The sequence below is a fragment of the [Clostridium] aerotolerans DSM 5434 genome (genome assembly GCF_000687555.1).
GTDB lineage: Bacteria > Bacillota > Clostridia > Lachnospirales > Lachnospiraceae > Lacrimispora > Lacrimispora aerotolerans.
This window is the reverse complement of sequence record NZ_JHWJ01000003.1, coordinates 76563-100441: the sequence shown is the minus strand read 5'-3', so window position 1 is coordinate 100441 and position 23879 is coordinate 76563. Positions and strand designations below refer to the sequence as shown.

Genomic DNA, 23879 nt, shown 5'->3' with positions numbered 1-23879 from the left:
TATGTCTGATTATATAGTAAGAGCGACGGCAGGAGATCATCAGATCCGTGCATTTGCAGCAACGACCAGAGAGATGGTGGAAGAGGCAAGAAAAGCTCATAATACAAGTCCCGTGGCAACTGCTGCTTTGGGAAGGCTTTTGACAGCCGGAAGCATGATGGGAATCATGATGAAAGGGAAAGACGATATCCTGACAATAAAGATTCAGGGAAGCGGTCCTATTGAGGGGCTTACCGTCACAACTGATTCCAAAGGAAATGTAAAAGGCTATGTGTTTAATCCGGATGTCATGTTACCGCCAAATCAGGCAGGAAAGCTTGACGTAGGAGGCGCTGTAGGAGAAGGTGTACTCAGTGTTATTAAGGACATTGGCTTAAAAGAGCCGTATTTGGGACAGACCATACTGGTAGGGGGAGAGATTGCCGAGGATCTTACTTACTATTATGCAACCTCTGAGCAGACTCCGTCTTCTGTTGCTTTGGGAGTCCTGATGAATAAGGAAAATACAGTAAGACAGGCAGGGGGCTTTATTATTCAGCTTCTTCCCGGAGCATCTGATGAGATGATAGACAATCTTGAAAAGAAGCTTGGGGAAATTACTTCCATTACCACTCTTCTTGATGAAGGGCAAACTCCGGAGATGATTTTAGAGCACATTTTAGGAGAGTTTGGTTTGGATATCATGGAACGGATTCCAACGAGATTCCATTGTAACTGTGATAAATCAAGAGTAGAAAAGGCTTTGATCAGCATTGGAAGAAAAGAGCTTCAGGAAATGATTGATGATGGAAAGAATATCGATGTGAATTGCCATTTCTGCAATAAGAACTATGAATTTACAGTGGAAGATTTAAAGGATCTGTACGAAAAAGCGACCAGATAAATGCTCCCTCAAGATGGGGAGCAACAAAAAGAGCCATCCGTAAGGATGGCTCTAGTCGTAATCATGCGAAACAATATAACTTCTTCCTTTATGTTGAAAAAAGGTACACTGATGAGTCAATGATTATAATTTGATAACGTTAGTAGCCTGTGGCCCTTTCGCTCCGTCAACTACATCAAACTCAACAGCGGCGCCTTCTTCTAAAGACTTGAAGCCATCCATGCTAAGACCTGAGTAATGAACAAAAACATCGTTACCCTGTTCGTCGGAAATGAATCCGTAACCTTTTTGGTTATTAAACCACTTAACTGTACCTTTCACTATGATACCTCCAAAATGAATTAAAAATTGTACTGCTACAGGATATCTGTAACTTCCCTAAGAATAGCATAAAACGGGGAAAGTGTCAAACATTTTCCACCTTAAAAAACAAGAAATCTCAAAAATATAATTAGGGTAAAAATAAGTAGAAAAAGCGTTGAAAATTGTGGTAAAATGGGGAAAGATTGCGACATAGGATGAGAGGGAAAGACAATGAAAATGAGTAATTTTTGGGGACATTTTTGTACCATAACTTCGCATAAAATAAGAGTCATGAAAAACTGCTTTCGCGTAGGACTTTTCAAGCAGGGACTTCTTCATGATTTATCCAAATACAGCCCGCAGGAATTCTTTGCAGGAGTAAAATATTATCAGGGAAACCGAAGTCCCAATGCGGCGGAACGAGAGGAAAAAGGATATTCCGAAGCATGGCTTCACCATAAGGGACGCAATAAACATCACGACGAATACTGGATTGATTTTTCCAGTGATCCCTCCAAAGGACTTGTAGGTCATAAAATGCCCCTAAAGTATGTAATAGAGATGGTGATGGACCGGATTGCTGCCTGCAAAACCTACAAAGGAAAGAACTATACAAACGGAGCAGCCTGGGATTATTATATGCTGACAAAACCCTACACCGTCATTCACCCTGAAACAGATCAGCTTCTTGAGACCATTCTTTTTATGTTAAAAGAGGAAGGGGAAGAAAAAGCCTTTTCTTATATGAGAGCACTGTTAAAAAAGGGAACGTATTAGCAGAAAAAAAGAAGATATGGAGCATGCTGCAAGAGGAAAGAGAAAGAGTGCTTACAGTCATAATCATAACTTCTTTTCCTCTATATTATAACGTGATTTAAGAAGGAAAACTACGAATTATCTGTCAGAATCCATAAATTCTACAGATAATTTGTTCATTTACACAAAGGAAAGGTTGTTTAACAGGAGCATAAAGGAATATGGAATTTATTATTAGCAGGACAAAGCGTTCCTTTGAATTTAATATGGCTGCCAGTCACTGGCACCCAGGTTATGAACTGTTCTATCTGGTATCAGGACATTGTAGAATCATTATCAATCATACACTCTATTACATTGAGCCTGGGGATCTGATACTGATTGCTCCAGGTGAAATCCACCGGACGACCCATTACTCCAGTCCAGTCAATGAACGGATCACGTTAAGCTTTGACAGAGAATACTTAGAGCCTTTTATAAAACAATGTGGGAATGAATTGACGGATTATGTATTTCGAAGTTCCAAGGTCTCCCTACCGGCAGGAAGACAAGCCTTTGCAGAAGAACTGATTAAGAAAATGGAGTATGAGGCGGCAGGTCAGGATGGGTATTCCGTTTTTATGATGCATAATTACCTGTACGAATTCCTTGTTTTCTTATCAAGATGCCAGGAGACAAAACCGGAGCCAGTGAAGCTTGGAGTAGCAGAGAAAGCCATTGAAGAAGCGGCAGAATATATTTACAATCATTATTCCAGCCAGATCACGCTGGAAGAGGTGGCAGACAGAATCCATATGAGCCCCGCTTATTTCTCCAGGAAATTCAAGGCAGTCACTGGGTTTGGATACAAGGAATATTTAACAAATATCAGAATTCGGGAGGCTTCGGAACTTCTTTTGAACACCTCCAAATCCATCACAGAGATTGCTGTGGAATGCGGATTTGGAGATGGAAATTACTTTGGAGATGCATTTAAGAAGATAAAAGGCGTTGCACCAAGAGCTTATAGAAGCATGCAGGGGATGATATAATCTACCGGCCGAGGGCATCTAATACGTGGCTGATATAAAGTCTGGACTTTTGTTCATCCTGAAGCAGATTTATGTGGAAAGGAACGTAGGTAATCTTATCTTTGTGCTCCATCTGAAGACATGGGGACCATAAGGGCGAAAATTGAGGAAGATAAAGACCTGTCTGGCGGGTATAACAGGTTTTGGCAGTTGCCTTTTTTCTGGCCTCTTTATCAACGTACTCAGCAACGCTTTTATGTATGGCTTTGTCCTCGTAAATCAGATAATAGTAATTTTTATAATCCGGATAAAAATACTTTAGTTCTCCTTCAAATAAGTCCACGGTAATACTTAGTAGTTCTCCTTCTGCCTCCAGGCTGAATACAGAGTTGGATTTCGAAAAGCCTGTTGGTACAGAAAAACCATTTTTACAGACCAGTTTAAGAGACTTATGCTCCCGCCCAAAGATATCCGGCTGGCTGATAAGCTCCTGGTTCTCCAGATGAAATTCATGTTCCAGAAAATCCGGATAGCTTAATATGGGAAGAATCAGGGGCATTCCCTTTAAATCATCCTCATTATGAAGAATCAGCAGATCAAATAAAAATGATTCATGGGTCATTAAATAATCTTTGTATACCTCAATCAGCTGTCCCCCGGAATAAAGGTCGTCTCGCTGAATCTTTAAAAAAGCTTCGATTGCTTTTTGCTTCATGCTGGACAGCCCAAGGAGCTCCCGGTAAGGGCGTATCTTCCTATATATATCAAAGCTGTCTACGTGAGAAAAATCATAAGGCAGTCCGTAGGCCCGGCAGCGCTTTAACAGGTATGGCAGATCAAAGCCATCCCCATTAAAATGAATCACTTTGGAAAAGCCTTTTAAAAACTCAAAAAAGGTGTGTAGGAGCTCCTGCTCCGCTTCCAGAGTATCAGCGAACCACTGAATTAAATTCCAGCAGCCATTCTCATAATAGACGCAGCCAATCAAATATAGGGTGGAGTATTCTCCAGAAAAACCGGTTGTTTCTATATCAAAAAACAGAAGTTCCTCTTTCCTGCCGATTCTCTCAAGCGGATAAGTCTCCTGAAATTCTATGGTTTTATGTAGGGTAATCATAAATAATGCCGTCCTTTCTTTCACCAATATTATAGCGGAATGCCGCCTGTCCGTCAACGAAAACAGAATATTTGTTCGATGATACCCTTGCATAACAACAGACCTTATGCTATGATAAAACCACTAATTACGAATACAGGAGCCAAAAGGAGACAGACAGATTTGATATCTTATGTAAAAGGACCGCTTGTGGAGTTGTTTGAGGATACGGTAGTGATAGAATGCGGGAACATGGGCTATGAAGTACACGTTCCAGTATCCGTACTTCAAAGACTGCCTGGAATCGGCAAAGAAGTTAAGCTTTATACATATTTTCAGGTAAGAGAGGATGCGATGTGCTTATACGGTTTTTTAAGCCGCCAGGATCTGCAGATGTTCAAGCAGCTCATAAGCGTCAACGGAATTGGGCCTAAGGGAGCCTTAGGAGTACTCTCAGCACTGTCTCCTGATGATTTAAGAAGAGCCATTGTGTGCGGAGATGCCAAGGCGATTTCCAAGGCACCAGGTGTGGGAGCGAAGACGGCTCAGAGAATTATCCTTGATTTAAAGGACAAGGTGGATATGGCAGATGTGTTACCGGTGTTTGCTGAAACCGTGAATGATTCTGCATCCCTTGGCGGAGTGGCTGGAGAAGCCATAGAAGCCCTTACGGCTCTTGGCTATACGGCTTCGGAAGCGGGACGAGCCGTGAAAAAAGTGGAACTAACAGAATCCATGACAGCAGAAGATGTGCTTAAGGCATCATTAAAACATTTGGCTTTTCTATAAAATGACGGGTAAAGTATAAGATGGAACGAAGAATTATAACCACAGAGATAACGGAAGAAGACAAGCAGATTGAGCCGAACTTAAGGCCTGGAAGTCTGAATGAATATATTGGACAGGAAAAAATCCGAAACAATCTGAAAGTATATATTGAGGCTGCTAAAGCCAGAGGGGAATCCTTAGATCACGTATTATTCTACGGCCCTCCTGGTCTTGGTAAGACCACTCTCTCCGGCATCATTGCCAATGAGATGGGGGTCAATATGAAGGTCACCTCAGGTCCGGCCATTGAAAAGCCAGGAGAAATCGCAGCTATTTTAAATAATCTCCAGGAAGGCGATGTGCTGTTCGTAGATGAGATTCACCGGTTGAACCGGCAGGTGGAAGAGGTGTTATACCCTGCTATGGAGGATTTTGCCATTGATATCATGCTGGGAAAAGATTCCGCAGCGAGATCCATAAGACTGGATCTGCCAAGGTTTACTCTGGTAGGAGCAACGACGAGAGCCGGGCTTTTAACAGCACCGCTTAGGGACCGATTCGGCGTGGTTCAAAAGCTGGAGTTTTATTCACCTCAGGAGCTAAAGGTCATTGTCTGCCGTTCTGCCAGAGTTCTTAATGTTGAGATCGAGGAAGAGGGAGCAGCGGAGATCGCCAAGCGTTCCAGAGGAACTCCCAGACTTGCAAACCGCCTTCTAAAGAGGGTCCGGGATTTTGCCCAGGTAAAGTATGATGGTGTGATTACCAAAGAGGTGGCTGATTTTGCCCTTGATATTCTGGATGTGGATAAGTTTGGACTGGATTACAATGACCGTGCCATCTTAACCACAATGATTGAGAAGTTTTCAGGAGGCCCGGTGGGCCTTGATACACTTGCAGCGGCTTTAGGGGAAGATGCAGGCACGCTGGAAGATGTATACGAACCCTACCTTTTAATGAATGGGTTTTTAAACCGTACCTCTAGGGGACGGGTAGCAACGGAACGTGCTTATGCGCATCTTGGAATCACACTGGAACCATGACCTGCCTGAATTTTAGAACTTTCCTAACTTTATAAAGTGTGATATAGTAAAGAAAGAGCAAATGATAACAGGAGAAAAAACATGGATTCCAAACACAATACAGAAGTTTTAATAGATGGCAAAATATATACATTAGCCGGAAGTGAAGAAGAGGGATACATTCAGCGCCTGGCAAGCTATATCAATGAGATGATCCTGACGTTAAAACGCCAGGAGGGATTTACAAAGCAAAGTGCAGAGTACCAGAATGTCATGATAGAGCTTAATATGGCAGATGATTATTTTAAAGCCAGAGAGCAGATTGCCAGACTGGAACAGCAAAAGGCAGAGATGGAGAAGGAGACCTACAGCTTAAAGCATGAGCTGGTGGCGACTCAGATGAAGCTTGAAGCAGCAAAGCACGAACTTTCAGGGGCAAAGAAGGAATAATTACGAGGGGATGTTTTATGGCGCTGCCATGACATCCTCTCTTTCATCAATAGAGGCAAACAGGAGGCATATGTGAAAAAAGCAGTTGAGATCCTAGCTCCGGCAGGATCGTTTGAAAGCATGAAAGCAGCAGTTGCAGCAGGGGCTGATGCTGTATATATGGGGGGAAGTCGGTTTGGAGCGAGAGCGTTTGCGCAGAATCCGGAAGAAGACAAGCTTTTAGAGGCAATCGACTATGTTCATCTACACGGAAGAAAGCTCTATTTGACGGTCAATACACTCATGAAGGAACAGGAGATGGGAGATTTATTTGATTATCTTCTTCCTTATTACAGACAGGGACTAGATGCGGCGATTGTTCAGGATATGGGGGTGTTTTCTTTTATCAAGGAGAATTTCCCGGGTCTTGCCATTCATGCAAGCACACAGATGAGCACCACAGGAGCATATGGCGCCGGTATCTTAAAAAGTCTGGGAGCCGAGAGAGTGGTCACTGCCAGGGAGATATCTCTGCGGGAAATCAAACAGATTCATGACAATGTGGATGTTGAGATTGAAAGCTTTGTTCACGGAGCTCTTTGCTACTGCTATTCGGGCCAGTGTCTTTTCAGCAGCTTAATCGGTGGCCGTAGCGGCAACAGAGGAAGATGCGCCCAGACCTGCCGTCTGCCTTATGAAGTAAAAAAAGACGGAAAGGTCATTGGAAAAAAGGAAGACCGTTACGTTTTAAGCCTTAAGGATTTAAGCACTCTGGATATAATTCCCGATATGATTGAAGCGGGTGTTTATTCTATGAAAATTGAAGGCAGAATGAAGAGCCCCAGGTATACTGCTGGAGTCGTAAGCATTTACCGTAAATATACGGACCTATATTTGAGCCGGGGACGGGAAGGCTACCACATCAAAGAGGAAGACCGAAAGGCGCTTTTGGACTTATTTGACCGGGGCGGCCAGACCGATGGATATTACAAAAAGCATAATGGACGGGACATGGTGGTATGGAAAGAGAAACCGTCCTTCCGGGAAGGCAATCAGGCATTGTTTGATTACCTGGATGAAAATTATGTGGAAAAGCAGGTCAAAGAAGCGGTTCATGGACAAGCCTTTTTAGAAGAAGGACAGGCAGCATGTCTTTTACTGGAAGCCTGCGGACATGAGGTTACGGTTACCGGCGATCTGGTTCAAAAGGCCCAGAATCAGCCGATGACAGAGGAAAAGATAAGAAAACAGCTTGATAAGACAGGAAATACGCCTTTCTATTTTGAGAACCTTGAGATTCATTTGACAGGAAATTGCTTTCTTCCTGTTCAGTCCCTAAATGATCTTCGAAGAAGAGGTCTGGAGGAGATAGAAAAAGCGATATTAAGCCAGTATAGAAGGGAAGACCGGAAAGCGGCTGTAAAAAAAGAAGGAACAATGAAGGCTGATCTAAAGTCAGGAGAGGATTGTAAGCTGACAGTATCCCTGGAACGGCCGGATTGTCTGGAAACCGCTGCCAATAGTCCGCGGGTAAGCCGCATCTATATCGATGCAGCTGAATTTGAACCGGAACGCTGGAAGTCTTATGTTGAGCTGTGTCATAAGAACGGGAAAGAATGCATGCTTACTATGCCCCATATTTTCAGGACAAGAGCAGAGCAGTTCTTAGATAAGTATACGAAAGAGCTTAAAGAGGCTTCTTTTGACGGTTTCCTCATTCGTTCCCTGGAAGAAGTCGCATATTTGAAGCAAAAAGACATCGACGGAAAGCTGATTTTTGATTTTGGCATGTATGGGATGAACAACCGGGCTCAGGAGTTATATTCAGATTTAGGAGCCGACGAGCTTACCTGGCCGGTAGAATTAAACAACCGGGAACTGGGAAAGCTAAGTGTTCCGGGAGAGCTTCTGGTATACGGACGATTGCCCATGATGGTAACGGCACAGTGTATCCATCAGGGTGTGGAGCAATGTGATAAAATTCCAGGAGTTCTTATGATGAAAGATCGTATGGGAAAAGAGTTTCCTGTCAGAAACCATTGTACCTTCTGCTATAATACGATTTATAATTCTGCTCCAGTATCTCTCCATGGTTTTGGCGAGGGAATTAAGTCACTGGCTCCGTCTTCTTTGAGACTTCAGTTTACAACCGAAGATAAGGAGCAGACAAAGGCAGTGATCCAGTATTATTTGGGAGAATTTTATCGGGGAGAAAAACGAGAGCTTCCTTTTGAAGAATTTACACGAGGTCATTTTAAGCGCGGCGTAGAGTAGGTGATATATGATTAATCTAATAATTGATGTGTCAAGATATCTGATGATACTATTGATCGCACTGTATACATTTTTTAATTTTCATATTTTTTCTGCAAAGGACGAATACAAAAAAAAGAAAATCTGCAGGCGCCAGAATTTCTCCATGTTTCTGATTCATTTGCTTGCTTATGTTATCACTTGGTTTGAAACAAAGGATGAGAGAATACTGGTATTTTATCTGGCTCAGGTTTTGTTCTTTTTGGTATATCTATTTTTGTACCGGTTGTTTTACAGAAATGTATCCAGGCTTTTGGTAAACAATATGTGCATGCTTCTGGCTGTGGGCTTTATCATGCTCACCAGGCTTTCCTTTGACCGGGCGATGAAGCAGTTTGTAATTGTCGTGGCGGCAGCGGTGATCACCTGGATCATTCCGTTTGTCATAGACCGGGTATGGCAGTTAAGCAGGATTCCCTGGATTTACGGCATCGGAGGAATTATTCTTCTGGGTATTGTATGCATCGCCGGTACCAGCAGCTTTGGAGCCCAGCTCTCTCTTGGGGTGGGAGACTTTTCTATCCAGCCCTCAGAGTTTGTAAAAATAAGCTATGTATTTTTTATTGCCACAATGTTTTACCGGTCTACCGATTTCAAGACCGTGATGACTGTGTCAGCAGTAGCCTCTATTCATGTTTTGATTCTTGTTATTTCAAAGGATCTGGGAAGCGCCTTGATTTTCTTTGTGGCATATGTGTTCATGCTTTTTGTTGCCACTGGAAAATGGCTCTATCTTCTGGCTGGAATCGGAGGCGGTTCAGTGGCATCCCTGCTGGCTTACCAGATATTTGGCCACGTTCGGACAAGGGTCATGGCATGGCTGAATCCCTGGTCTGACATAGCGGGAAAAGGTTATCAGATTACCCAGTCTCTTTTTGCAATTGGAACCGGTGGCTGGTTCGGTATGGGGCTTTATCGGGGAATGCCAAGAAAAATTCCTGTAGTGGAAAAGGATTTTATTTTCTCTGCCATATCCGAAGAGCTGGGGGCTGTATTTGCCTTATGCATCCTGCTAATCTGTCTTGGATGCTTTTTGCAGTTTATGATGATCGCCAGTAAGATGCAGGCAGTGTTTTATAAGCTGATTGCATTTGGATTGGGAACGATCTATATTTTCCAGGTGTTTTTGACTGTGGGCGGAGTGACAAAGTTTATCCCCTCCACAGGAGTGACACTGCCCCTTGTCAGCTATGGAGGAAGCTCCATTTTAAGTACATTTATTATCTTTGGTATCATGCAAGGACTTTATATTTTGAAACGCAATGAAGAGGAAGAAGATGAAGAGTAATCCAAATCCAAAAGCAAATCGTCATATGCTCATACTCACCTATGGAATTGTACTCCTGTTTGCAGGGCTTTCCGCTTATTACGGTTACTTTCTTTTTGCGAAAAGTGATGCTGTGATCAACAATTCCTATAATGCAAGACTTGACAGCTTTGCTGACCGGGTGGTCAGAGGTGAGATACGAAGCAGTGATGGAAGAGTACTGGCCCAGACCAATGTAGATGGGGAAGGAAATGAATCTAGATTTTATCCTTATGATTCTCTCTTTTCTCATGTTGTGGGATACTCCACCAATGGAAAGACAGGACTTGAGGCTCTTTCTAACTTTTACCTGCTTACCAGCCATGTAAATATGCTGGAACAGGTCTTTAACGAACTGTCTTCTGTGAAGAATAAGGGAGATAATGTAGTCACTACCCTTGATCTCGATCTCCAGAAGGCTGCTTATGATGCACTGGGTAAGAGAAACGGAGCTGTGGTCGTCATGGAGCCGGATACAGGAAAGATTCTTGCCATGGTATCAAAGCCGGATTATAATCCAAACACTCTGCTGGCAGACTGGAATCATCTGGTAGCGGAGGAGAATACCTCTGGTCAGCTGCTAAACCGAGCTACTCAGGGGCTGTATCCGCCTGGTTCTACCTTTAAGGTGGTAACAGCTCTGGAATATATGAGGGAAAATCCCTCTAACTACGGAGATTATACCTTTGATTGTAACGGGGTATATAAAAATGGAGAATATTCCATTAAGTGTTACCATGGAACGGCACATGGGCACCAGAATCTGATTCAGGCATTTGCCAATTCCTGTAACGGTGCCTTTTCAAACCTGGGTCTTTCCCTGAATTTAAATAGCTTAAAGAATACCTCGGAACAGCTATTGTTTAATAAAGAACTGCCCCTGTCCATTCCCTACAGTAAAAGCTCTTATTCTATGGAAAGCGGAGCAGAAACCTGGCAGATTCTTCAGACCTCCATCGGTCAGGGCCAGACCCAGATCACTCCCATTCACAATGCCATGATGACTGCCGCCATAGCAAACGGTGGTACGCTTATGAAGCCTTATTTGATTGACCGCGTGGAAAGCGTGGGAGGAGATGTTGTAAAGAAGTTCATGCCTCAGTCCTACGGAAATTTAATGACCGCAGAGGAATCGGCGGCATTGACCGAATATATGAAGGCCGTGGTGACAGACGGAACCGGCTCTGCTCTTCGTACCAAATCCTATACGGTAGCAGGAAAAACAGGTTCTGCAGAATTCGAAAAAGCGAAAGAGACACACGCGTGGTTCATCGGATTCGCACCCGTGGAGCACCCGAAAGTAGTTGTCAGCGTAATTGTAGAGGAAGGCGGTTCCGGCGGACAGGCAGCCGCACCCATTGCCAGAGCTCTTTTTGACTTATATTTTTCCAGATGATGCAAGATATGATATATGGTTTTGATGATTACAGACTTGCATAAGAGGTGAAAAAGAGGTATACTATAGCCAGTCTGTGAGACACACCAAAATCGGAGTTTGTTATAAATATCCGGTTCACTCTGGAGGAATTGCAATGATAGAAGCAACGAGTTGTGGCGGTGTGGTTATTTTTCGAGGTAAAATTCTGGTTTTATATAAGAATTACAAAAACAAGTATGAAGGTTGGGTTTTGCCAAAGGGAACAGTAGAAGCGGGTGAAGAGTATAAAGAGACAGCGCTCCGTGAAGTGAAGGAAGAGACAGGGGTCAGTGCGTCTATTATCAAGTACATCGGCAAGAGCCAGTACTCTTTTAACACACCCCAGGATATGGTGGAGAAGGATGTACACTGGTATCTGATGATGGCCGACAGCTATTACAGTAAACCACAGCGGGAAGAATACTTTATTGATTCAGGATATTACAAGTTCCATGAAGCGTATCATCTTCTGAAATTTTCCAATGAAAAGCAGATTCTGGAGAAGGCTTATAATGAATATCTGGATCTGAAGAAGAGTAACCTTTGGGGCAATAAAAAATATTTCTGAACGGAATGCAAAGAGCCGGAGAAGTCGTTATGACTTTTTCGGCTCTCTGCAAATATATAAGAGATATCCATTAGAACGTTGTTTCCAGTTCTTCTAACTTCGTAATGAGACTCTCGGTACTCAGTTCGAAAATCAGTCCTTCCCGTTTGCTGCTTTCCATAACATTGTAAATAAATGAGGAGCGGTTGATCATTGGATCCTGCTTTCTGTCCGCAATTATCTCGAGATCCTCAACTGCTACAATTTCATCCACTACGATTCCCCAGCTGGTATTGTCAAGAATAAGAACCATCTCTTTAAAAAGGGATGACCGGAATACTTCCTTTGATTGATCCAATAGTGCTAAGATCTCAGGCATGTAAGTTTCTTTTGCCATCTTTAATATTTGATCTAATTGAAGCTTAAGCTCTTCACCTTCAAGATTTTTCATGCAATCTTCTGCTTCAAACGCGGAATGGTGAAGCTTTTCATGAGGCTCTTCCATCTTACGAAGATGAGACATTACAGATTGGTTGTCCGTAGAAAATCGGTCGTACCATCTGCCAAGAGCGCATTGATGGGAGTCTTTGGCAAGTGTAAATACACCGCCTTCTGTTATGTAGCGCTCAAATTCACGAACCCAGTTGATATGATCCTGTTTTCTTGCATCAATCATCTGTTCAAATTCACTGAATTCGCTGAAAATGGATTTCATCCCAAAGGTGATTCGCAAATCCAGCATCTGGATGACCTGGTCTCTGTATTTGAACATGCCGGTTACATTGGCTGGTGCAGCAGGAATCGTATTGTACTCTGGAAGCTGTACAATTGTAGATACATATCTGCTGTCAATACAGTAAAGAGACCCGGATAGTTTAAATATGATGTATGGACATTTGATCTCATTTTCCATTTTAATAGCACCTTACCTTTTTCTTTTGTATTAATACTTCTTCATTATAGAACGTATTGTCATATAGTTCAATCTCTTTTACGGAAAATTATATATTAAAACTTTATGATAAGACTATGAATAACTGGAAAATCAGGGTATAATGTTACTGGATATTGGATCTCATTGTTTGGAGGGAATAGAATGATAAAGTACTACGAAGGAGATATTTTTACTTCTGATGCAGATGTGATCTGCCATCAGGTAAATTGTCGGGGGGTATTCGAAAAAGGACTGAATGGGCAGATAAAAAAATTGTTTCCAGAGGTAGAGAAGACTTATAAGATATTAACAAAACAGTGGCAGGAACAGGCGGGAGGAAGAACCGCGGAGCTTCTTGGCCGCGTTTCGGCTCAGCTGGTGGAAAAAGATGACCGGTGGTTTCTCATTGCCAATCTTTATGGACAGGATGATTATGGGAAAAACGGCCTCTATACGGATTATAAAGCTCTGGAAAAAGCGTTTCAGGAGATTCGTGATTTCCTGGACGTAAGAAAGAAACAGGAGAAAGTAGCGTTTCCATATAAGATTGGATGCGGCAATGCCGGAGGCGACTGGGAAACAGTGAAAGGGATCCTTGAGCAGGTCTTTGAAGGCTATGAAGGTGAAGTTCAGATTTGGAATCATGAAACAGTGAAATAAAGGTTTTATCCGGGAGGAAAGAACATGGCAAAAGTAAGCTCTTTGAGCCGCAGCATTAATACCTTTTACGTAGAGTGGAGTGCGCTCAATCATTACTTATCATCCTACGAATGTGATGTGAATGGCGTTCCCTATATTGGTTTTTCAGACCCTCGTGTGCAAAAGCTTTGGAAGGGACTGTCTGGTCAGGAGCGTAAGGAAATCATGAAACGTCTGGGTGCCAGAAGTGAAACAGATTTACAGCAATATTTTACCTGATCATAAATAACATCAGGAAAGAATGGAGAATTACATGTCAGAAAGAAAATTTGTGGTAATTGACGGCTCTTCCATGCTGTCCACCTGCTATTATGCAGTCTTGCCAAGAGAAATCATGTTTGCAAAGACAGAAGAAGAAAAGCAGAGACATTATGACAAGATCCTTCATGCGAAAGATGGCACTTATACCAACGCCATTTTCGGTATGCTTAAGATGATAGTCTCTCTGATGAAAAAACAGCAGCCGGACCACATCGCTTTTGTATTTGATAAGACCAGGGATACCTTCCGCAGGGAGATGTATTCAGAATACAAAGGAACAAGAGGCGTGACACCAGAGCCACTGAAACATCAATTTGTTCTGATGGAGCAGATTCTTGAGGATGTAGGTTTTCAGGTTCTTTGCTGTGATCGGTATGAAGCAGATGATTATGCCGGAAGTCTGGTCATGAAGTTCAGAGAAGAGATCCCAATGGTCGTTCTTACGAAGGACCACGATTACCTTCAGCTGGTGAATGACGAGCACAATGTCCGTGCCTGGATGGTGCAGTCACGCCAGGAAAAAGCAGATGAACTTTATAAAAAGTATTATTCCTTCTATCGCATAAAAAAAGAGGATGTAAATCTTCCGGAGAAGGTATTTGAATATACGTCTGATACTGTCTTCTACGAAGAAGGAGTGAGACCAGAGCAGATTGCGGATTTAAAAGGCATTCAGGGAGATTCATCAGATAATATTCCCGGAGTGAAAGGTGTCAGCAGTGCAGCTCCCTTGCTTCTTCGTGAATATGGAACGGTAGAGGAAATTTACCGGGCGATTCATGAAGTGGAAGAAGATAAAAAGCGTCTAAAAGAATTACAGGATTTTTGGAAAAATGAGCTTGGAATCTCACGCTCTCCATATAAAGCTCTGACTAAGACCAGCGAGGAAGAATTATGCGGAGAAAAGGCGGCTCTCATGTCAAAAGCTTTGGCAACGATGAAAACCGACATTCCTATTGACCTTTCCCTTGCCTCATTTTCTTCCGATTCTTATGAAGAAGATAAGGTCCGTCAGTGGTTGGCGAAGCTTGATATTAAAGAGGCTTCCATTTTTGGAGCAGGAATGTAAAATCTTAAAAAGTATTTTTTCTGACCCTTTGGACACACTCATAAAGAATATGCCTTATATTTATGAAGGAGAACGTAATTATGAAAAAAACTTATGAAGTGTTAACCTCTCTCTTGGAGAGAACCATGGCTTTACAAACAGCACTTGTGCTTTTTGAGTGGGATAATGAAACTTTGGCACCGGAAGATGCCGGTTCTTATACCAATCGGGTGATTGGTGTTTTATCGGAAGAATATTATCGTATTATCACAGGGGATGAGATGGGGAAAGCCATTGAAGCCTGTGAAAAAGAAGAGGGCCTCTCCGATGTGGAGCAGGCAATCGTAAAAGGGGCGAGAGAAGCAAGAGAGGATTTGATCTGTGTTCCCTCTGAGGAATACAGGGAGAACGCTCAGCTGGTGGCAGATGCAGTCAGAGTCTGGACAAAGGCCAAAAAAAGCGAAGATTTTGATTCCTTTGCACCTATCCTTGAAAAAGTCATTTCCTTTAAAAAGAAATTTGCTTCCTATCGTAAAAAAGATGATCAGAAGCTTTATGATGTAATGCTGAATGAACATGAGAAGGATTTTAATTCAGAGCTTCTGGATGAATTCTTCAGTCAGCTAAAAGAAGGAATCGTACCCCTTTTAAAAGAAATCAAGGAAAATGGAAAAGAAATTGATAACTCCTTCCTGTCTGGTGGATATCCAGTAGAGAAACAGAAGGAGATGGCAGAATTTCTTGCAGAATATGTTGGATTTGATTTTCATAAGGGGGTTCTGTCAGAAAGCGCCCATCCATTTACCACAAACCTTCACAACCACGATGTAAGAATTACTACCAGCTATCATGATAAGATGGACAGCTCCATGTTCTCTGTGATACATGAAGCCGGCCACGGGCTTTATGAGCTGGGAATCAGAGATGATATCACCCAGACACCGGTAGGACAGGGAACCTCTATGGGCGTTCATGAATCCCAGTCCAGGTTCTTTGAAAATATCATCGGACGGAAGGAAGCGTTCTGGGAGCCGATTTATGGAAAGCTGGTAGAGTTATACCCGGATAAACTGAAAAAGATTCCGCTTACACAGTTCGTGGAAGCAATTAATAAGGTAGAGCCAAGCTTTATCCGTACAGAGGCTGACGAGCTTACCTATAGTCTCCATATTATGATTCGTTATGAAATAGAAAAGATGATTGTGGAAGAGGATATTGATTTAGAAAAGCTTCCAGAGCTATGGGCGGATAAATACGAGGAATATTTAGGAGTCAGACCGGAAAATCCATCAGAAGGAATTCTTCAGGACATCCATTGGTCTCAGGGAATGTTTGGATATTTCCCATCTTATGCCCTGGGAAATGCGTTTGGTGCACAGCTTTACTACCATATGCAGAAGGAAATGGATTTTGATGAATTACTTAGAACTGAGAGAATAGATGTAATCCGCAATTATCTGAAGGAGAATGTGCATCAGTTCGGTAAGATGAAAACCAGCCGTGAGATTTTAAAAGATGTAACAGGGGAAGACTTTAACCCTGAATATTTTATACGGTATCTGAAGGAAAAATACAGCAAGCTGTACGAACTGTCATAAGTTCTTATCAGTCAGGTATTGAAAAAAGGAGGGGGATATCATGGAAAATATTAAAAAAAGTGCACTGGAATTAATCGGCAACACTCCATTGGTTGAATTTTGTAATTTCCAAAAGAATTATAAGCTATCAGCGGTTTTACTTGCGAAGCTGGAGTATTTTAATCCTGCTGGCAGCGTCAAGGACCGGGCGGCTTTCTTTATGATTGATGATGCAGAGAAGAATGGAATTTTAAAGCCAGGAGCAACGATCATCGAACCCACATCAGGCAATACCGGAATTGGAATCGCCAGCATTGCGGCCGCTAAAGGCTATCGTGCCATCCTTACCATGCCTGAGACCATGAGCGTAGAGCGGAGAAATCTATTAAAAGCATATGGTGCAGAAATTGTTCTGACCGAAGGAACCAAAGGAATGAAGGGTGCCATTGCAAAAGCAGAGGAATTACAAAAAGAAATTCCAAATTCTGTGATACTGGGGCAGTTTGACAATCAGTCCAATGTAAAAGCCCATCGGGAAACAACTGGTCCGGAGATCTGGCGGGATACCGATGGTAAGGTGGACATTTTTGTTGCTGGTATTGGAACAGGTGGAACCATAACCGGAGCCGGAGAGTATCTAAAGAGCCAGAATCCGGAGATTAGAATCGTGGGAGTTGAGCCAGCAGGATCTCCAGTGCTATCCGGCGGTAATCCAGGTCCTCATGGCATTCAGGGAATTGGAGCTGGATTTGTTCCTTCTATATTAAATACAGAGATTTATGATGAGATTATAACTGTGGAAAATTCAGATGCCTATGCCACAGGAAAGGATATTGCAAAGCTGGAGGGAATCCTGGTGGGAATCTCCTCTGCAGCTGCCGTATGGGCAGCTGCTAAGCTGGCAAAGCAGCCTGAGAATGCAGGAAAGAGAATCGTTGTGATATTACCTGATACAGGTGACCGTTACTTATCAACACCTCTCTTTAGTTAATTGAATCGGACAAATTTAAAACCAGGGTGGTTGTTCGACCCTGGTTTTTCTTACGCTTTTTTACGGCCTTCCCGATACTCTGAATAAAAATAATTTATTTCTGCACCAAAGAAGAGAATGCATATACAAGTATAAAGCCACAGCATTAACAGTACAATCGCTGTAAGTCCTCCATACGTTACGGAAAAGTTGCCGAAATTATTAAAATAGATAGAAAAAATAAATGAGAACGATATCCAGCCCACAGTGGAAAATATCGCACCAGGGAACTGTCTTAAAAAATGTTGTTTTTTGGACGGAACATAGGTATAGACCAGTGCAAAGCATACGGTCAGAATAAGAATCAGCATGGACCGGAAGGTGATAATATATTGCGTAATCTCGCCAATTAGGGGAAAGTGACGATATAGGAAATTCTGAATGGAATTACCAAGAACCAAAAGCACCAGGGACAAGATGCAGATAATCATAAAAACGATGGTATAGCCAGTGCATATGATACGGGTCATAAGATAACCTCTTTTTTTCTGCTGTCCAAACACCCGGTTTAACCCTTTTTCAATGCTTAACATTCCCCGGGATGATGACCATAAGGCGGCTAAAGCAGAGACAGAAAGTACAGCCACCGGAGTGGTGGTATATAAATCGTCAATCACATTTACAATTACGCTGTTCATTTCCAGTGTGTTTGGAACTACGGTAATCACCAGCTGCAAAAGGTTGGCTTTTGTAATGGGAGGTATAAACTGGACCAATGCTAGTAAAAGCATCAAAAAGGGAAATGCAGCGATGATGGAAAAGAAGGAAGCCTGGGCGGCGTACACGGTCATTTCATCTCTGTTATATTTATCATTTATTTCCTTACAGCGCAAAAGAAAACGAATCATAAAATCTCCTTTCAAAGGAACCCGTATCAGAGTTACTTGTATAAGCATATTAGCATGGGACAAAAAAAATATCAAGGCACCTCTTTTTAAAGTATTTGAGAGAAATTTATTCCGTGGAATTGACAAAAGATGCCTGTACTTATAGAATGAATGAAATATGTTTTTTATGATCAGAGAGAGGGAAATGACTCATGGAATACGTTCCTGCAAAAACAATCGTGACGAAAACCAAGAGCAGTGCAGATTGGTTTGGAATCGATTACAATATGAATATTTACAGAGGCTGCTGTCATGGCTGTATCTATTGTGATAGCCGGTCTGACTGTTACGGAATCGACCAGTTTGACAAGGTCCGGGTGAAAGAAAATGCCCTTTTGATCATACGGGACGAATTGAGACGAAAAGTAAAAAAGGGTGTTGTGGGCACCGGTGCTATGAGCGATCCTTATAATCCTTTTGAAAAGGAATCAGAGCTTACGAGGCATGCCCTGGAACTAATCGATGCATTTGGTTTCGGAGCAGCAGTGGCAACCAAAAGTGCGTTGCTGAAGCGGGATATGGACGTGCTTTTGGGAATTAAAGAGCATTCTCCCGTGATTTGTAAAGTCACGGTGACCACAACGGACAATCATCTGGCAAAAAAGATAGAGCCCCATGTATCGCTGCCCTCTGAACGCCTGGAGCTAATAGATGCTTTAAGAAAAAATGGTATCTTTACCGGAATTCTAATGATGCCGCTCCTTCCGTTTTTGGAAGACAATGAAGAAAACATACGATCCATTGTTAATGCGGCTCATGAAACCGGCGCGAATTTCATCTATCCGTCCTTTGGAGTAACTCTTCGCAACAATCAGCGGGAGTGGTTTTTTGACCGTTTAAAGGAGCAGTTCCCGGAACAGGACCTGGTTGCCAGCTATATCAGGCGTTACGGAAACAGCTATGGGTGCACAAGCCCCCATGTAAAAAAACTCTGGGCTGTTTTTACAAAGGAGTGCGAACGGTTTGGTATTTTATATAAGATGCCTGATATCATTCATTCCTATAAAAAGAATTACGAGATTACCCAGCTAAGTCTTTTTGACTAACTGGAAATCTCCTTGCCGAAGCAAGCAACAAATTCCCTGGCTATGTTTGAGACATAGCCATTTTTTTTATATACAGCTGCAATTCTCGTGACCGTATCCGGAGAGTCAATTTCACAAAGTGCCAAATTAGAACCCTTTTCCGCCTGACAGATGGATCTTGGCACAAGAGCGATGCCAAGACCGGATTCGGCCCACTGGAGGCAGGTCCTGGCATCGTCATTACGGCAAAAGATGTGAGGCTCTATACCAATATTTTGAAATGCCGTGGAAATTATGGCATCAAAGCGTCGGTAATAAATGAGCGGCTTTCCGGAAAGCTCTGTTAATTTTATCTTCTCAGATGGAATTTCGGAGAAAAAGGCAGGGATTCCAGCCGCCATAAGAGGTTCATTCTTCCCGTATTCGCATGCAAATCCCTCCGAATGGAAGGGAGTTCTGATAATGGCACATTCAATGATTCCATTTCTCATTTTTTCCATTAATTCATAGGTGTTCCCCTCTGTGATCTCAAACCTTACATTAGGATGAGAGCTGCAGAAAGTCTTTAAAAAATCCTGCAATATAATTCCGGAAGATGAGATGGTCCCCAATTTTAATATCCCCTTTGCAGAGGAAGGAAAATTAATAAGTTCTTTTGTAACGTCTTCCATCATATTAAGGATGTCCTTTGCACGGGAATAGAGAAAGCTTCCTGCTTCCGTCAGTTCTGTCTTTCTCGACCCCCGTTCAAACAGCTTTATGCCAAGGTCCTCTTCAAGAAGCATGATCTGCTTGCTAAGTGGTGGCTGGGAGAGTCCCAGTTTTTTTGCTGCATCGGTAAAACTTCCTGTTTCCGCGATGGTTATAAAATAATATAACTGTTTTGAATTAAGTGGATACATTTGGCACATCCTTTATTTCATAATATATTACTATTTGTACTTGTATTATTATACCAAACTGATATAATAATACAATATAGTATTCCAAAAAAATATAAGTTTTCAAAAGCGGAGGATTTAATATGAAGGAACTCCTGAAGTATCTCAAAAAATATAAGCTGGAAAGCACTCTGGGGCCGTTATTTAAGCTTCTGGAAGCAAGCTTTGAGCTCTTGGTGCCTCTGGTCATGGCAAAGGTCATTGATGTGGGCATAAAGTCTCAGGATTCATCTTACATTCTGAAAATGGGAGGCCTTTTGGTACTACTTGGTATCATTGGTCTTGTTTGTTCCATAACGGCCCAGTATTTTGCTGCTAAGGCAGCGGCTGGCTTTGGTACGGCATTAAGAAATGATTTATTTGCCCATATCAATAAGCTCTCTTATCGCGAAATTGATACCATAGGAACAGCTACTCTTATTACAAGAATGACCAGTGATGCCAATCAGATTCAATCAGGTATCAATATGTTTCTCCGATTATTCTTACGATCGCCTTTTGTTGTATTTGGTGCCATGGTCATGGCATTTACCATTAATTTTCAGGCAGCCTTGATCTTTGTAATTACTATTCCCATATTATCGGTGGTCATATTCGGGATTATGTACTTCAGTATGCCCCTTTATAAAAAGGTTCAAAAGCAGCTGGATCAGGTCCTTCTAACCGCAAGGGAAAATTTGCTGGGTGTCCGGGTCATCAGAGCTTTTAACCGGCAAAGGGATGAAATCAACCGCTTTGATGAGGAAAACAGTCTGTTTGTGAAGTTCCAGGTCCATGTAGGAAAAATATCTGCTTTGATGAACCCGCTTACTTACGTGATCATTAATATAGCTATTATTATTCTCATTCATGCAGGAGCTGGAAAGGTTGAGCAGGGCATCATAAGCCAGGGACAGGTAGTGGCTCTTGTCAATTATATGTCTCAGATTCTGGTAGAGCTTGTTAAGCTGGCAAACCTCATTATTACTATCTCAAAAGCCCTTGCCTGTGCAAACCGTGTAACATCTGTGTTCAATAAAAAGCCAGGTATTGTGGAGACCGTTCATGCCAATGTAAAAGAAAAACCAGAGGAAGCTATGGTTTCCTTTGATTCCATGAACTTTACCTATGAGGGAGCAAAAGCACCGGCACTTAAAAATATCTCCTTCCAGGCAGGTAAGGGTGAGACCATTGGAATCATCGGAGGTACTGGATCGGGAAAAACCACTTTAGTGAATCTCATTCCAAGATTTTATGATGTTTCAGAGGGGGATGTGAAAATCAGCGGAACTGATGTGAGAGAGTATCCGCTAGGGCAGCTAAGAGAACTGGTGGGTGTTGTTCCGCAGAAATCAGTCCTGTTTAGAGGCTCTATTCGTGAAAATATGCAGTGGGGCAAAAAAGATGCAACGGATGAAGAAATATATCGTGCTCTTACCATTGCCCAGGCAAGAGAATTTGTAGAAGAAAAGGGAGAAGGTCTGGAATTCATGATTCAGGCTGGAGGTAAAAACCTGTCAGGGGGCCAAAGACAAAGGCTCACCATTGCCAGGGCACTTGTTAAAAATCCACAGATTCTTATAATGGATGACAGTGCATCTGCACTGGACTTTGCTACGGATGCAAAGCTTAGGAAAGCAATAAAAGAAGGTACTAAGGATATGACGGTATTTATCGTATCGCAGCGTGCGGCAACCATAAAAAATGCAGATAAAATAGTAGTACTTGACGATGGAATTATGGCTGGTTTTGGATCCCATAAAGAACTCCTTGATTCCTGCGGCGTTTACCGTGAAATCTGCTTATCACAGTTATCAGAAAAGGAGGCACAGTAATATGGGAATTAAAAAACATAGTTCTACCATAAAACGTGTGCTGGATTGCATCAGCCGATATAAATGGGGAGTCTCAGCTTCTTTATTCTGTGCCCTGCTTACCGTGTTATTGACTCTATACATTCCGATTCTCATCGGTCAGGCCATAGACTGTATTGTTGGAGCTGGAGATGTGGATTTTCAAAGGATGTGGGTGATTCTGAAACAAATGGGAATTGTAATACTCTTAACTGCCATTGCCCAGTGGTTAATGAGTCATATCAATAACTGGATCACTTACCGGGTTGTCAAAGACATTAGAACTCAGGCATTTAATAAGCTGGAGATGCTTCCTCTGAAATATATTGATTCTCATTCTCATGGGGATATTATCAGCAGAATCATTGCGGACATTGATCAGTTCTCAGATGGTCTGTTGATGGGATTTACCCAGCTGTTTACGGGTGTTCTTACCATAATAGGAACGCTGATATTTATGTTTTACATCAATTCTGTCATAGCAGCAGTCGTAGTTGTGGTCACTCCTGTATCCCTATTCGTGGCCAGCTTCATCGCCAAGAAAACGTATCATCTGTTTCAAATGCAGTCAAGGACCAGGGGTGAGCTTACTTCTCTTGTAGAGGAGATGATGGGAAATCAAAAGGTAGTTCAGGCCTTTGGACATGAAAAAGAAGCCCAGGAAAAGTTTGAGAGCATTAATGAAGAGCTTCGGGTATGGGGATTAAAAGCCACCTTTTTCTCTTCCATTACCAATCCGTCCACTCGATTCGTAAACAGTCTTGTTTATGCCTGTGTAGGAATATCCGGTGCATTTGCCGCCATTAACGGCCTTTTAACGGTTGGACAGCTGACCAGCTTTTTAAACTATGCAAATCAGTACACAAAGCCATTCAATGAAATATCGGGAGTTATCACGGAGCTTCAGAATGCACTGGCATCTGCAGCCAGAGTGTTTGAGCTGATCGATGAAAAACCACAGGTGCCGGATGATCCGGATGCAAAAGTTCTGACCAACGCAACTGGCGAGATTCATCTTAATCACGTTGATTTCTCTTACAATCCTAAGGTTACTCTGATCCAGGATATGAATCTTCTGGTGAGACCAGGACAGAGAGTAGCCATTGTAGGACCTACCGGCTGCGGTAAAAGTACCGTTATCAATCTGCTCATGCGTTTTTACGATGTAGATTCCGGCTCCATTCAGGTGGATGGCACGGATATCAGACACCTGACAAGAGAAAGCCTGAGGTCAAATTACGGCATGGTACTTCAGGAAACCTGGCTGAAATCAGGAACCATACGGGAAAACATTGCATATGGAAAACCGGATGCCTCCGATGAAGAGATTATACTGGCATCCAAGGAAGCTCATTCCCACAGTTTTATCGAGCGTATGCCTAATGGATATGATACTGTAATTTCTGAAGATGGAGGAAACTTATCTCAGGGACAAAAGCAGCTTTTATGCATTGCCAGGGTCATGCTGTGCCTTCCGCCTATGCTTATTCTTGATGAAGCGACCTCCTCCATTGATACAAGAACCGAGATAAAGATTCAGAAGGCATTTGCAAAAATGATGGAGGGAAGAACCAGCTTTATCGTTGCTCACCGTTTATCAACCATCCGGGAAGCGGATGTAATTTTAGTCATGAAAGATGGTCATATCATTGAACAGGGAACCCATGAAGATCTGCTTTCTCAAAATGGTTTTTATGCCCAGCTTTATAACAGCCAATTCGCTGTGTCATAACAAGAAATAAGTAAATAAATAATGAAAAGATGCCAAAAAGTGGGTAATGATGTTGCTTTTTGGCGT

General features: G+C 42.4%; 23 protein-coding genes. 18 read left to right on the top strand and 5 right to left on the bottom strand.

What is annotated here, in order from left to right; all coding sequences use genetic code 11:
- The first annotated feature begins 1 nt into the window (after position 1).
- The gene (gene hslO, locus T546_RS0105390) at positions 2-883 is read left to right on the top strand and encodes an Hsp33 family molecular chaperone HslO (protein ID WP_026890742.1); all 882 of its coding nucleotides are present in this window, start codon (positions 2-4) and stop codon (positions 881-883) included.
- Between the two features lie 123 nt (positions 884-1006).
- Here the strand turns inward: hslO and T546_RS0105380 are convergent, their stop codons facing one another.
- Positions 1007-1204, bottom strand: a complete 198-nt coding sequence (locus tag T546_RS0105380; RefSeq protein ID WP_024836127.1) for a cold-shock protein — start codon at positions 1202-1204, stop codon at positions 1007-1009.
- Between the two features lie 213 nt (positions 1205-1417).
- On the opposite strand from T546_RS0105380, the gene T546_RS0105375 reads away from it, so the two are divergent.
- Positions 1418-1963: a DUF5662 family protein gene (locus tag T546_RS0105375; RefSeq protein ID WP_026890741.1), complete on the top strand. Its 546-nt coding sequence runs from the start codon at positions 1418-1420 to the stop codon at positions 1961-1963.
- A 200-nt stretch (positions 1964-2163) separates the two neighbouring features.
- Entirely contained in the window at positions 2164-2973 is an 810-nt protein-coding gene (locus tag T546_RS0105370) for an AraC family transcriptional regulator (RefSeq protein ID WP_026890740.1), read from the top strand.
- Between the two features lies 1 nt (position 2974).
- Here T546_RS0105370 and T546_RS0105365 read toward each other — a convergent pair whose 3' ends face one another.
- A complete protein-coding gene (locus T546_RS0105365; protein WP_026890739.1) occupies positions 2975-4069 on the bottom strand; it encodes a ribonuclease H-like domain-containing protein in 1095 nt (364 codons plus the stop codon).
- A 162-nt stretch (positions 4070-4231) separates the two neighbouring features.
- Between T546_RS0105365 and ruvA the strand changes: the two genes are divergently transcribed.
- The 7 genes from ruvA to T546_RS0105330 all read left to right on the top strand — a co-directional run bounded on the left by ruvA (position 4232) and on the right by T546_RS0105330 (position 11868).
- Entirely contained in the window at positions 4232-4837 is a 606-nt protein-coding gene (gene ruvA, locus T546_RS0105360) for a Holliday junction branch migration protein RuvA (RefSeq protein WP_026890738.1), read from the top strand.
- 20 nt (positions 4838-4857) lie between these two features.
- Positions 4858-5856 (top strand): Holliday junction branch migration DNA helicase RuvB, encoded by a 999-nt coding sequence (ruvB, locus tag T546_RS0105355; protein WP_026890737.1) that lies wholly within the window; start codon positions 4858-4860, stop codon positions 5854-5856.
- Positions 5857-5937: 81 nt separating this feature from the next.
- A complete protein-coding gene (locus T546_RS22870) occupies positions 5938-6285 on the top strand; it encodes a cell division protein ZapA (RefSeq protein ID WP_024836121.1) in 348 nt (115 codons plus the stop codon).
- A 120-nt stretch (positions 6286-6405) separates the two neighbouring features.
- The gene (locus tag T546_RS0105345) at positions 6406-8538 is read left to right on the top strand and encodes a U32 family peptidase (protein WP_084326194.1); all 2133 of its coding nucleotides are present in this window, start codon (positions 6406-6408) and stop codon (positions 8536-8538) included.
- A 7-nt stretch (positions 8539-8545) separates the two neighbouring features.
- Entirely contained in the window at positions 8546-9865 is a 1320-nt protein-coding gene (locus T546_RS0105340; protein ID WP_026890735.1) for an FtsW/RodA/SpoVE family cell cycle protein, read from the top strand.
- Positions 9855-11279: a peptidoglycan D,D-transpeptidase FtsI family protein gene (locus tag T546_RS0105335; RefSeq protein ID WP_242842188.1), complete on the top strand. Its 1425-nt coding sequence runs from the start codon at positions 9855-9857 to the stop codon at positions 11277-11279. Before T546_RS0105340 ends, T546_RS0105335 begins: the two co-directional genes overlap by 11 nt.
- 136 nt (positions 11280-11415) lie before the next feature.
- Complete coding sequence (locus T546_RS0105330; protein WP_002603763.1) at positions 11416-11868, top strand: NUDIX hydrolase; 453 nt, start codon at positions 11416-11418, stop codon at positions 11866-11868.
- 70 nt (positions 11869-11938) lie between these two features.
- Here the strand turns inward: T546_RS0105330 and T546_RS0105325 are convergent, their stop codons facing one another.
- Positions 11939-12760, bottom strand: a complete 822-nt coding sequence (locus tag T546_RS0105325) for a chemotaxis protein CheW (protein WP_026890733.1) — start codon at positions 12758-12760, stop codon at positions 11939-11941.
- A gap of 183 nt (positions 12761-12943) precedes the next feature.
- Here T546_RS0105325 and T546_RS0105320 point away from each other — a divergent pair, with 183 nt between their 5' ends.
- The 5 genes from T546_RS0105320 to cysK all read left to right on the top strand — a co-directional run bounded on the left by T546_RS0105320 (position 12944) and on the right by cysK (position 17357).
- Positions 12944-13441, top strand: a complete 498-nt coding sequence (locus tag T546_RS0105320; protein ID WP_024836116.1) for a macro domain-containing protein — start codon at positions 12944-12946, stop codon at positions 13439-13441.
- A gap of 24 nt (positions 13442-13465) precedes the next feature.
- Positions 13466-13699 carry a hypothetical protein gene (locus tag T546_RS0105315; protein WP_026890732.1) on the top strand — a complete coding sequence of 78 codons (234 nt, stop codon included), beginning with the start codon at positions 13466-13468 and terminating at the stop codon, positions 13697-13699.
- Positions 13700-13733: 34 nt separating this feature from the next.
- Positions 13734-14810 carry a 5'-3' exonuclease gene (locus T546_RS0105310; protein ID WP_026890731.1) on the top strand — a complete coding sequence of 359 codons (1077 nt, stop codon included), beginning with the start codon at positions 13734-13736 and terminating at the stop codon, positions 14808-14810.
- 80 nt (positions 14811-14890) lie between these two features.
- Positions 14891-16387, top strand: a complete 1497-nt coding sequence (locus T546_RS0105300) for a carboxypeptidase M32 (protein ID WP_026890730.1) — start codon at positions 14891-14893, stop codon at positions 16385-16387.
- 40 nt (positions 16388-16427) lie between these two features.
- Positions 16428-17357: a cysteine synthase A gene (gene cysK / locus T546_RS0105295; RefSeq protein WP_026890729.1), complete on the top strand. Its 930-nt coding sequence runs from the start codon at positions 16428-16430 to the stop codon at positions 17355-17357.
- A gap of 50 nt (positions 17358-17407) precedes the next feature.
- On the opposite strand, the gene T546_RS0105290 is transcribed toward cysK, so the two are convergent.
- Positions 17408-18244 carry a YihY/virulence factor BrkB family protein gene (locus tag T546_RS0105290; RefSeq protein ID WP_026890728.1) on the bottom strand — a complete coding sequence of 279 codons (837 nt, stop codon included), beginning with the start codon at positions 18242-18244 and terminating at the stop codon, positions 17408-17410.
- Positions 18245-18435: 191 nt separating this feature from the next.
- Here T546_RS0105290 and T546_RS0105285 point away from each other — a divergent pair, with 191 nt between their 5' ends.
- Positions 18436-19329: an SPL family radical SAM protein gene (locus T546_RS0105285; RefSeq protein ID WP_026890727.1), complete on the top strand. Its 894-nt coding sequence runs from the start codon at positions 18436-18438 to the stop codon at positions 19327-19329.
- Here the strand turns inward: T546_RS0105285 and T546_RS0105280 are convergent.
- The gene (locus T546_RS0105280) at positions 19326-20210 is read right to left on the bottom strand and encodes a LysR family transcriptional regulator (RefSeq protein ID WP_026890726.1); all 885 of its coding nucleotides are present in this window, start codon (positions 20208-20210) and stop codon (positions 19326-19328) included. The two genes, T546_RS0105285 and T546_RS0105280, sit on opposite strands and share 4 nt — an antisense overlap.
- 122 nt (positions 20211-20332) lie before the next feature.
- Here T546_RS0105280 and T546_RS0105275 point away from each other — a divergent pair, with 122 nt between their 5' ends.
- Together T546_RS0105275 and T546_RS0105270 are read left to right on the top strand one after the other, a co-directional pair.
- A complete protein-coding gene (locus T546_RS0105275; RefSeq protein WP_026890725.1) occupies positions 20333-22063 on the top strand; it encodes an ABC transporter ATP-binding protein in 1731 nt (576 codons plus the stop codon).
- 1 nt (position 22064) lies between these two features.
- Positions 22065-23813 (top strand): ABC transporter ATP-binding protein, encoded by a 1749-nt coding sequence (locus tag T546_RS0105270; RefSeq protein ID WP_026890724.1) that lies wholly within the window; start codon positions 22065-22067, stop codon positions 23811-23813.
- Positions 23814-23879 lie beyond the last annotated feature (66 nt).

Coding starts and splice junctions, on each gene's coding strand:
- T546_RS0105345 (WP_084326194.1), top strand. CDS start 6,406: ATGAAAGCAGCAGTTGCAGCAGGGGCTGATGCTGTATATATGGGGGGA.
- T546_RS0105330 (WP_002603763.1), top strand. CDS start 11,416: ATGATAGAAGCAACGAGTTGTGGCGGTGTGGTTATTTTTCGAGGTAAA.
- T546_RS0105325 (WP_026890733.1), bottom strand. CDS start 12,760: ATGGAAAATGAGATCAAATGTCCATACATCATATTTAAACTATCCGGG.
- T546_RS0105280 (WP_026890726.1), bottom strand. CDS start 20,210: ATGTATCCACTTAATTCAAAACAGTTATATTATTTTATAACCATCGCG.
- T546_RS22870 (WP_024836121.1), top strand. CDS start 5,938: ATGGATTCCAAACACAATACAGAAGTTTTAATAGATGGCAAAATATAT.
- T546_RS0105290 (WP_026890728.1), bottom strand. CDS start 18,244: ATGATTCGTTTTCTTTTGCGCTGTAAGGAAATAAATGATAAATATAAC.
- T546_RS0105315 (WP_026890732.1), top strand. CDS start 13,466: ATGGCAAAAGTAAGCTCTTTGAGCCGCAGCATTAATACCTTTTACGTA.
- T546_RS0105270 (WP_026890724.1), top strand. CDS start 22,065: ATGGGAATTAAAAAACATAGTTCTACCATAAAACGTGTGCTGGATTGC.
- T546_RS0105375 (WP_026890741.1), top strand. CDS start 1,418: ATGAAAATGAGTAATTTTTGGGGACATTTTTGTACCATAACTTCGCAT.
- ruvB (WP_026890737.1), top strand. CDS start 4,858: ATGGAACGAAGAATTATAACCACAGAGATAACGGAAGAAGACAAGCAG.
- T546_RS0105310 (WP_026890731.1), top strand. CDS start 13,734: ATGTCAGAAAGAAAATTTGTGGTAATTGACGGCTCTTCCATGCTGTCC.
- T546_RS0105365 (WP_026890739.1), bottom strand. CDS start 4,069: ATGATTACCCTACATAAAACCATAGAATTTCAGGAGACTTATCCGCTT.
- T546_RS0105285 (WP_026890727.1), top strand. CDS start 18,436: ATGGAATACGTTCCTGCAAAAACAATCGTGACGAAAACCAAGAGCAGT.
- T546_RS0105300 (WP_026890730.1), top strand. CDS start 14,891: ATGAAAAAAACTTATGAAGTGTTAACCTCTCTCTTGGAGAGAACCATG.
- T546_RS0105320 (WP_024836116.1), top strand. CDS start 12,944: ATGATAAAGTACTACGAAGGAGATATTTTTACTTCTGATGCAGATGTG.
- T546_RS0105275 (WP_026890725.1), top strand. CDS start 20,333: ATGAAGGAACTCCTGAAGTATCTCAAAAAATATAAGCTGGAAAGCACT.
- cysK (WP_026890729.1), top strand. CDS start 16,428: ATGGAAAATATTAAAAAAAGTGCACTGGAATTAATCGGCAACACTCCA.
- T546_RS0105370 (WP_026890740.1), top strand. CDS start 2,164: ATGGAATTTATTATTAGCAGGACAAAGCGTTCCTTTGAATTTAATATG.
- T546_RS0105335 (WP_242842188.1), top strand. CDS start 9,855: ATGAAGAGTAATCCAAATCCAAAAGCAAATCGTCATATGCTCATACTC.
- T546_RS0105340 (WP_026890735.1), top strand. CDS start 8,546: ATGATTAATCTAATAATTGATGTGTCAAGATATCTGATGATACTATTG.
- hslO (WP_026890742.1), top strand. CDS start 2: ATGTCTGATTATATAGTAAGAGCGACGGCAGGAGATCATCAGATCCGT.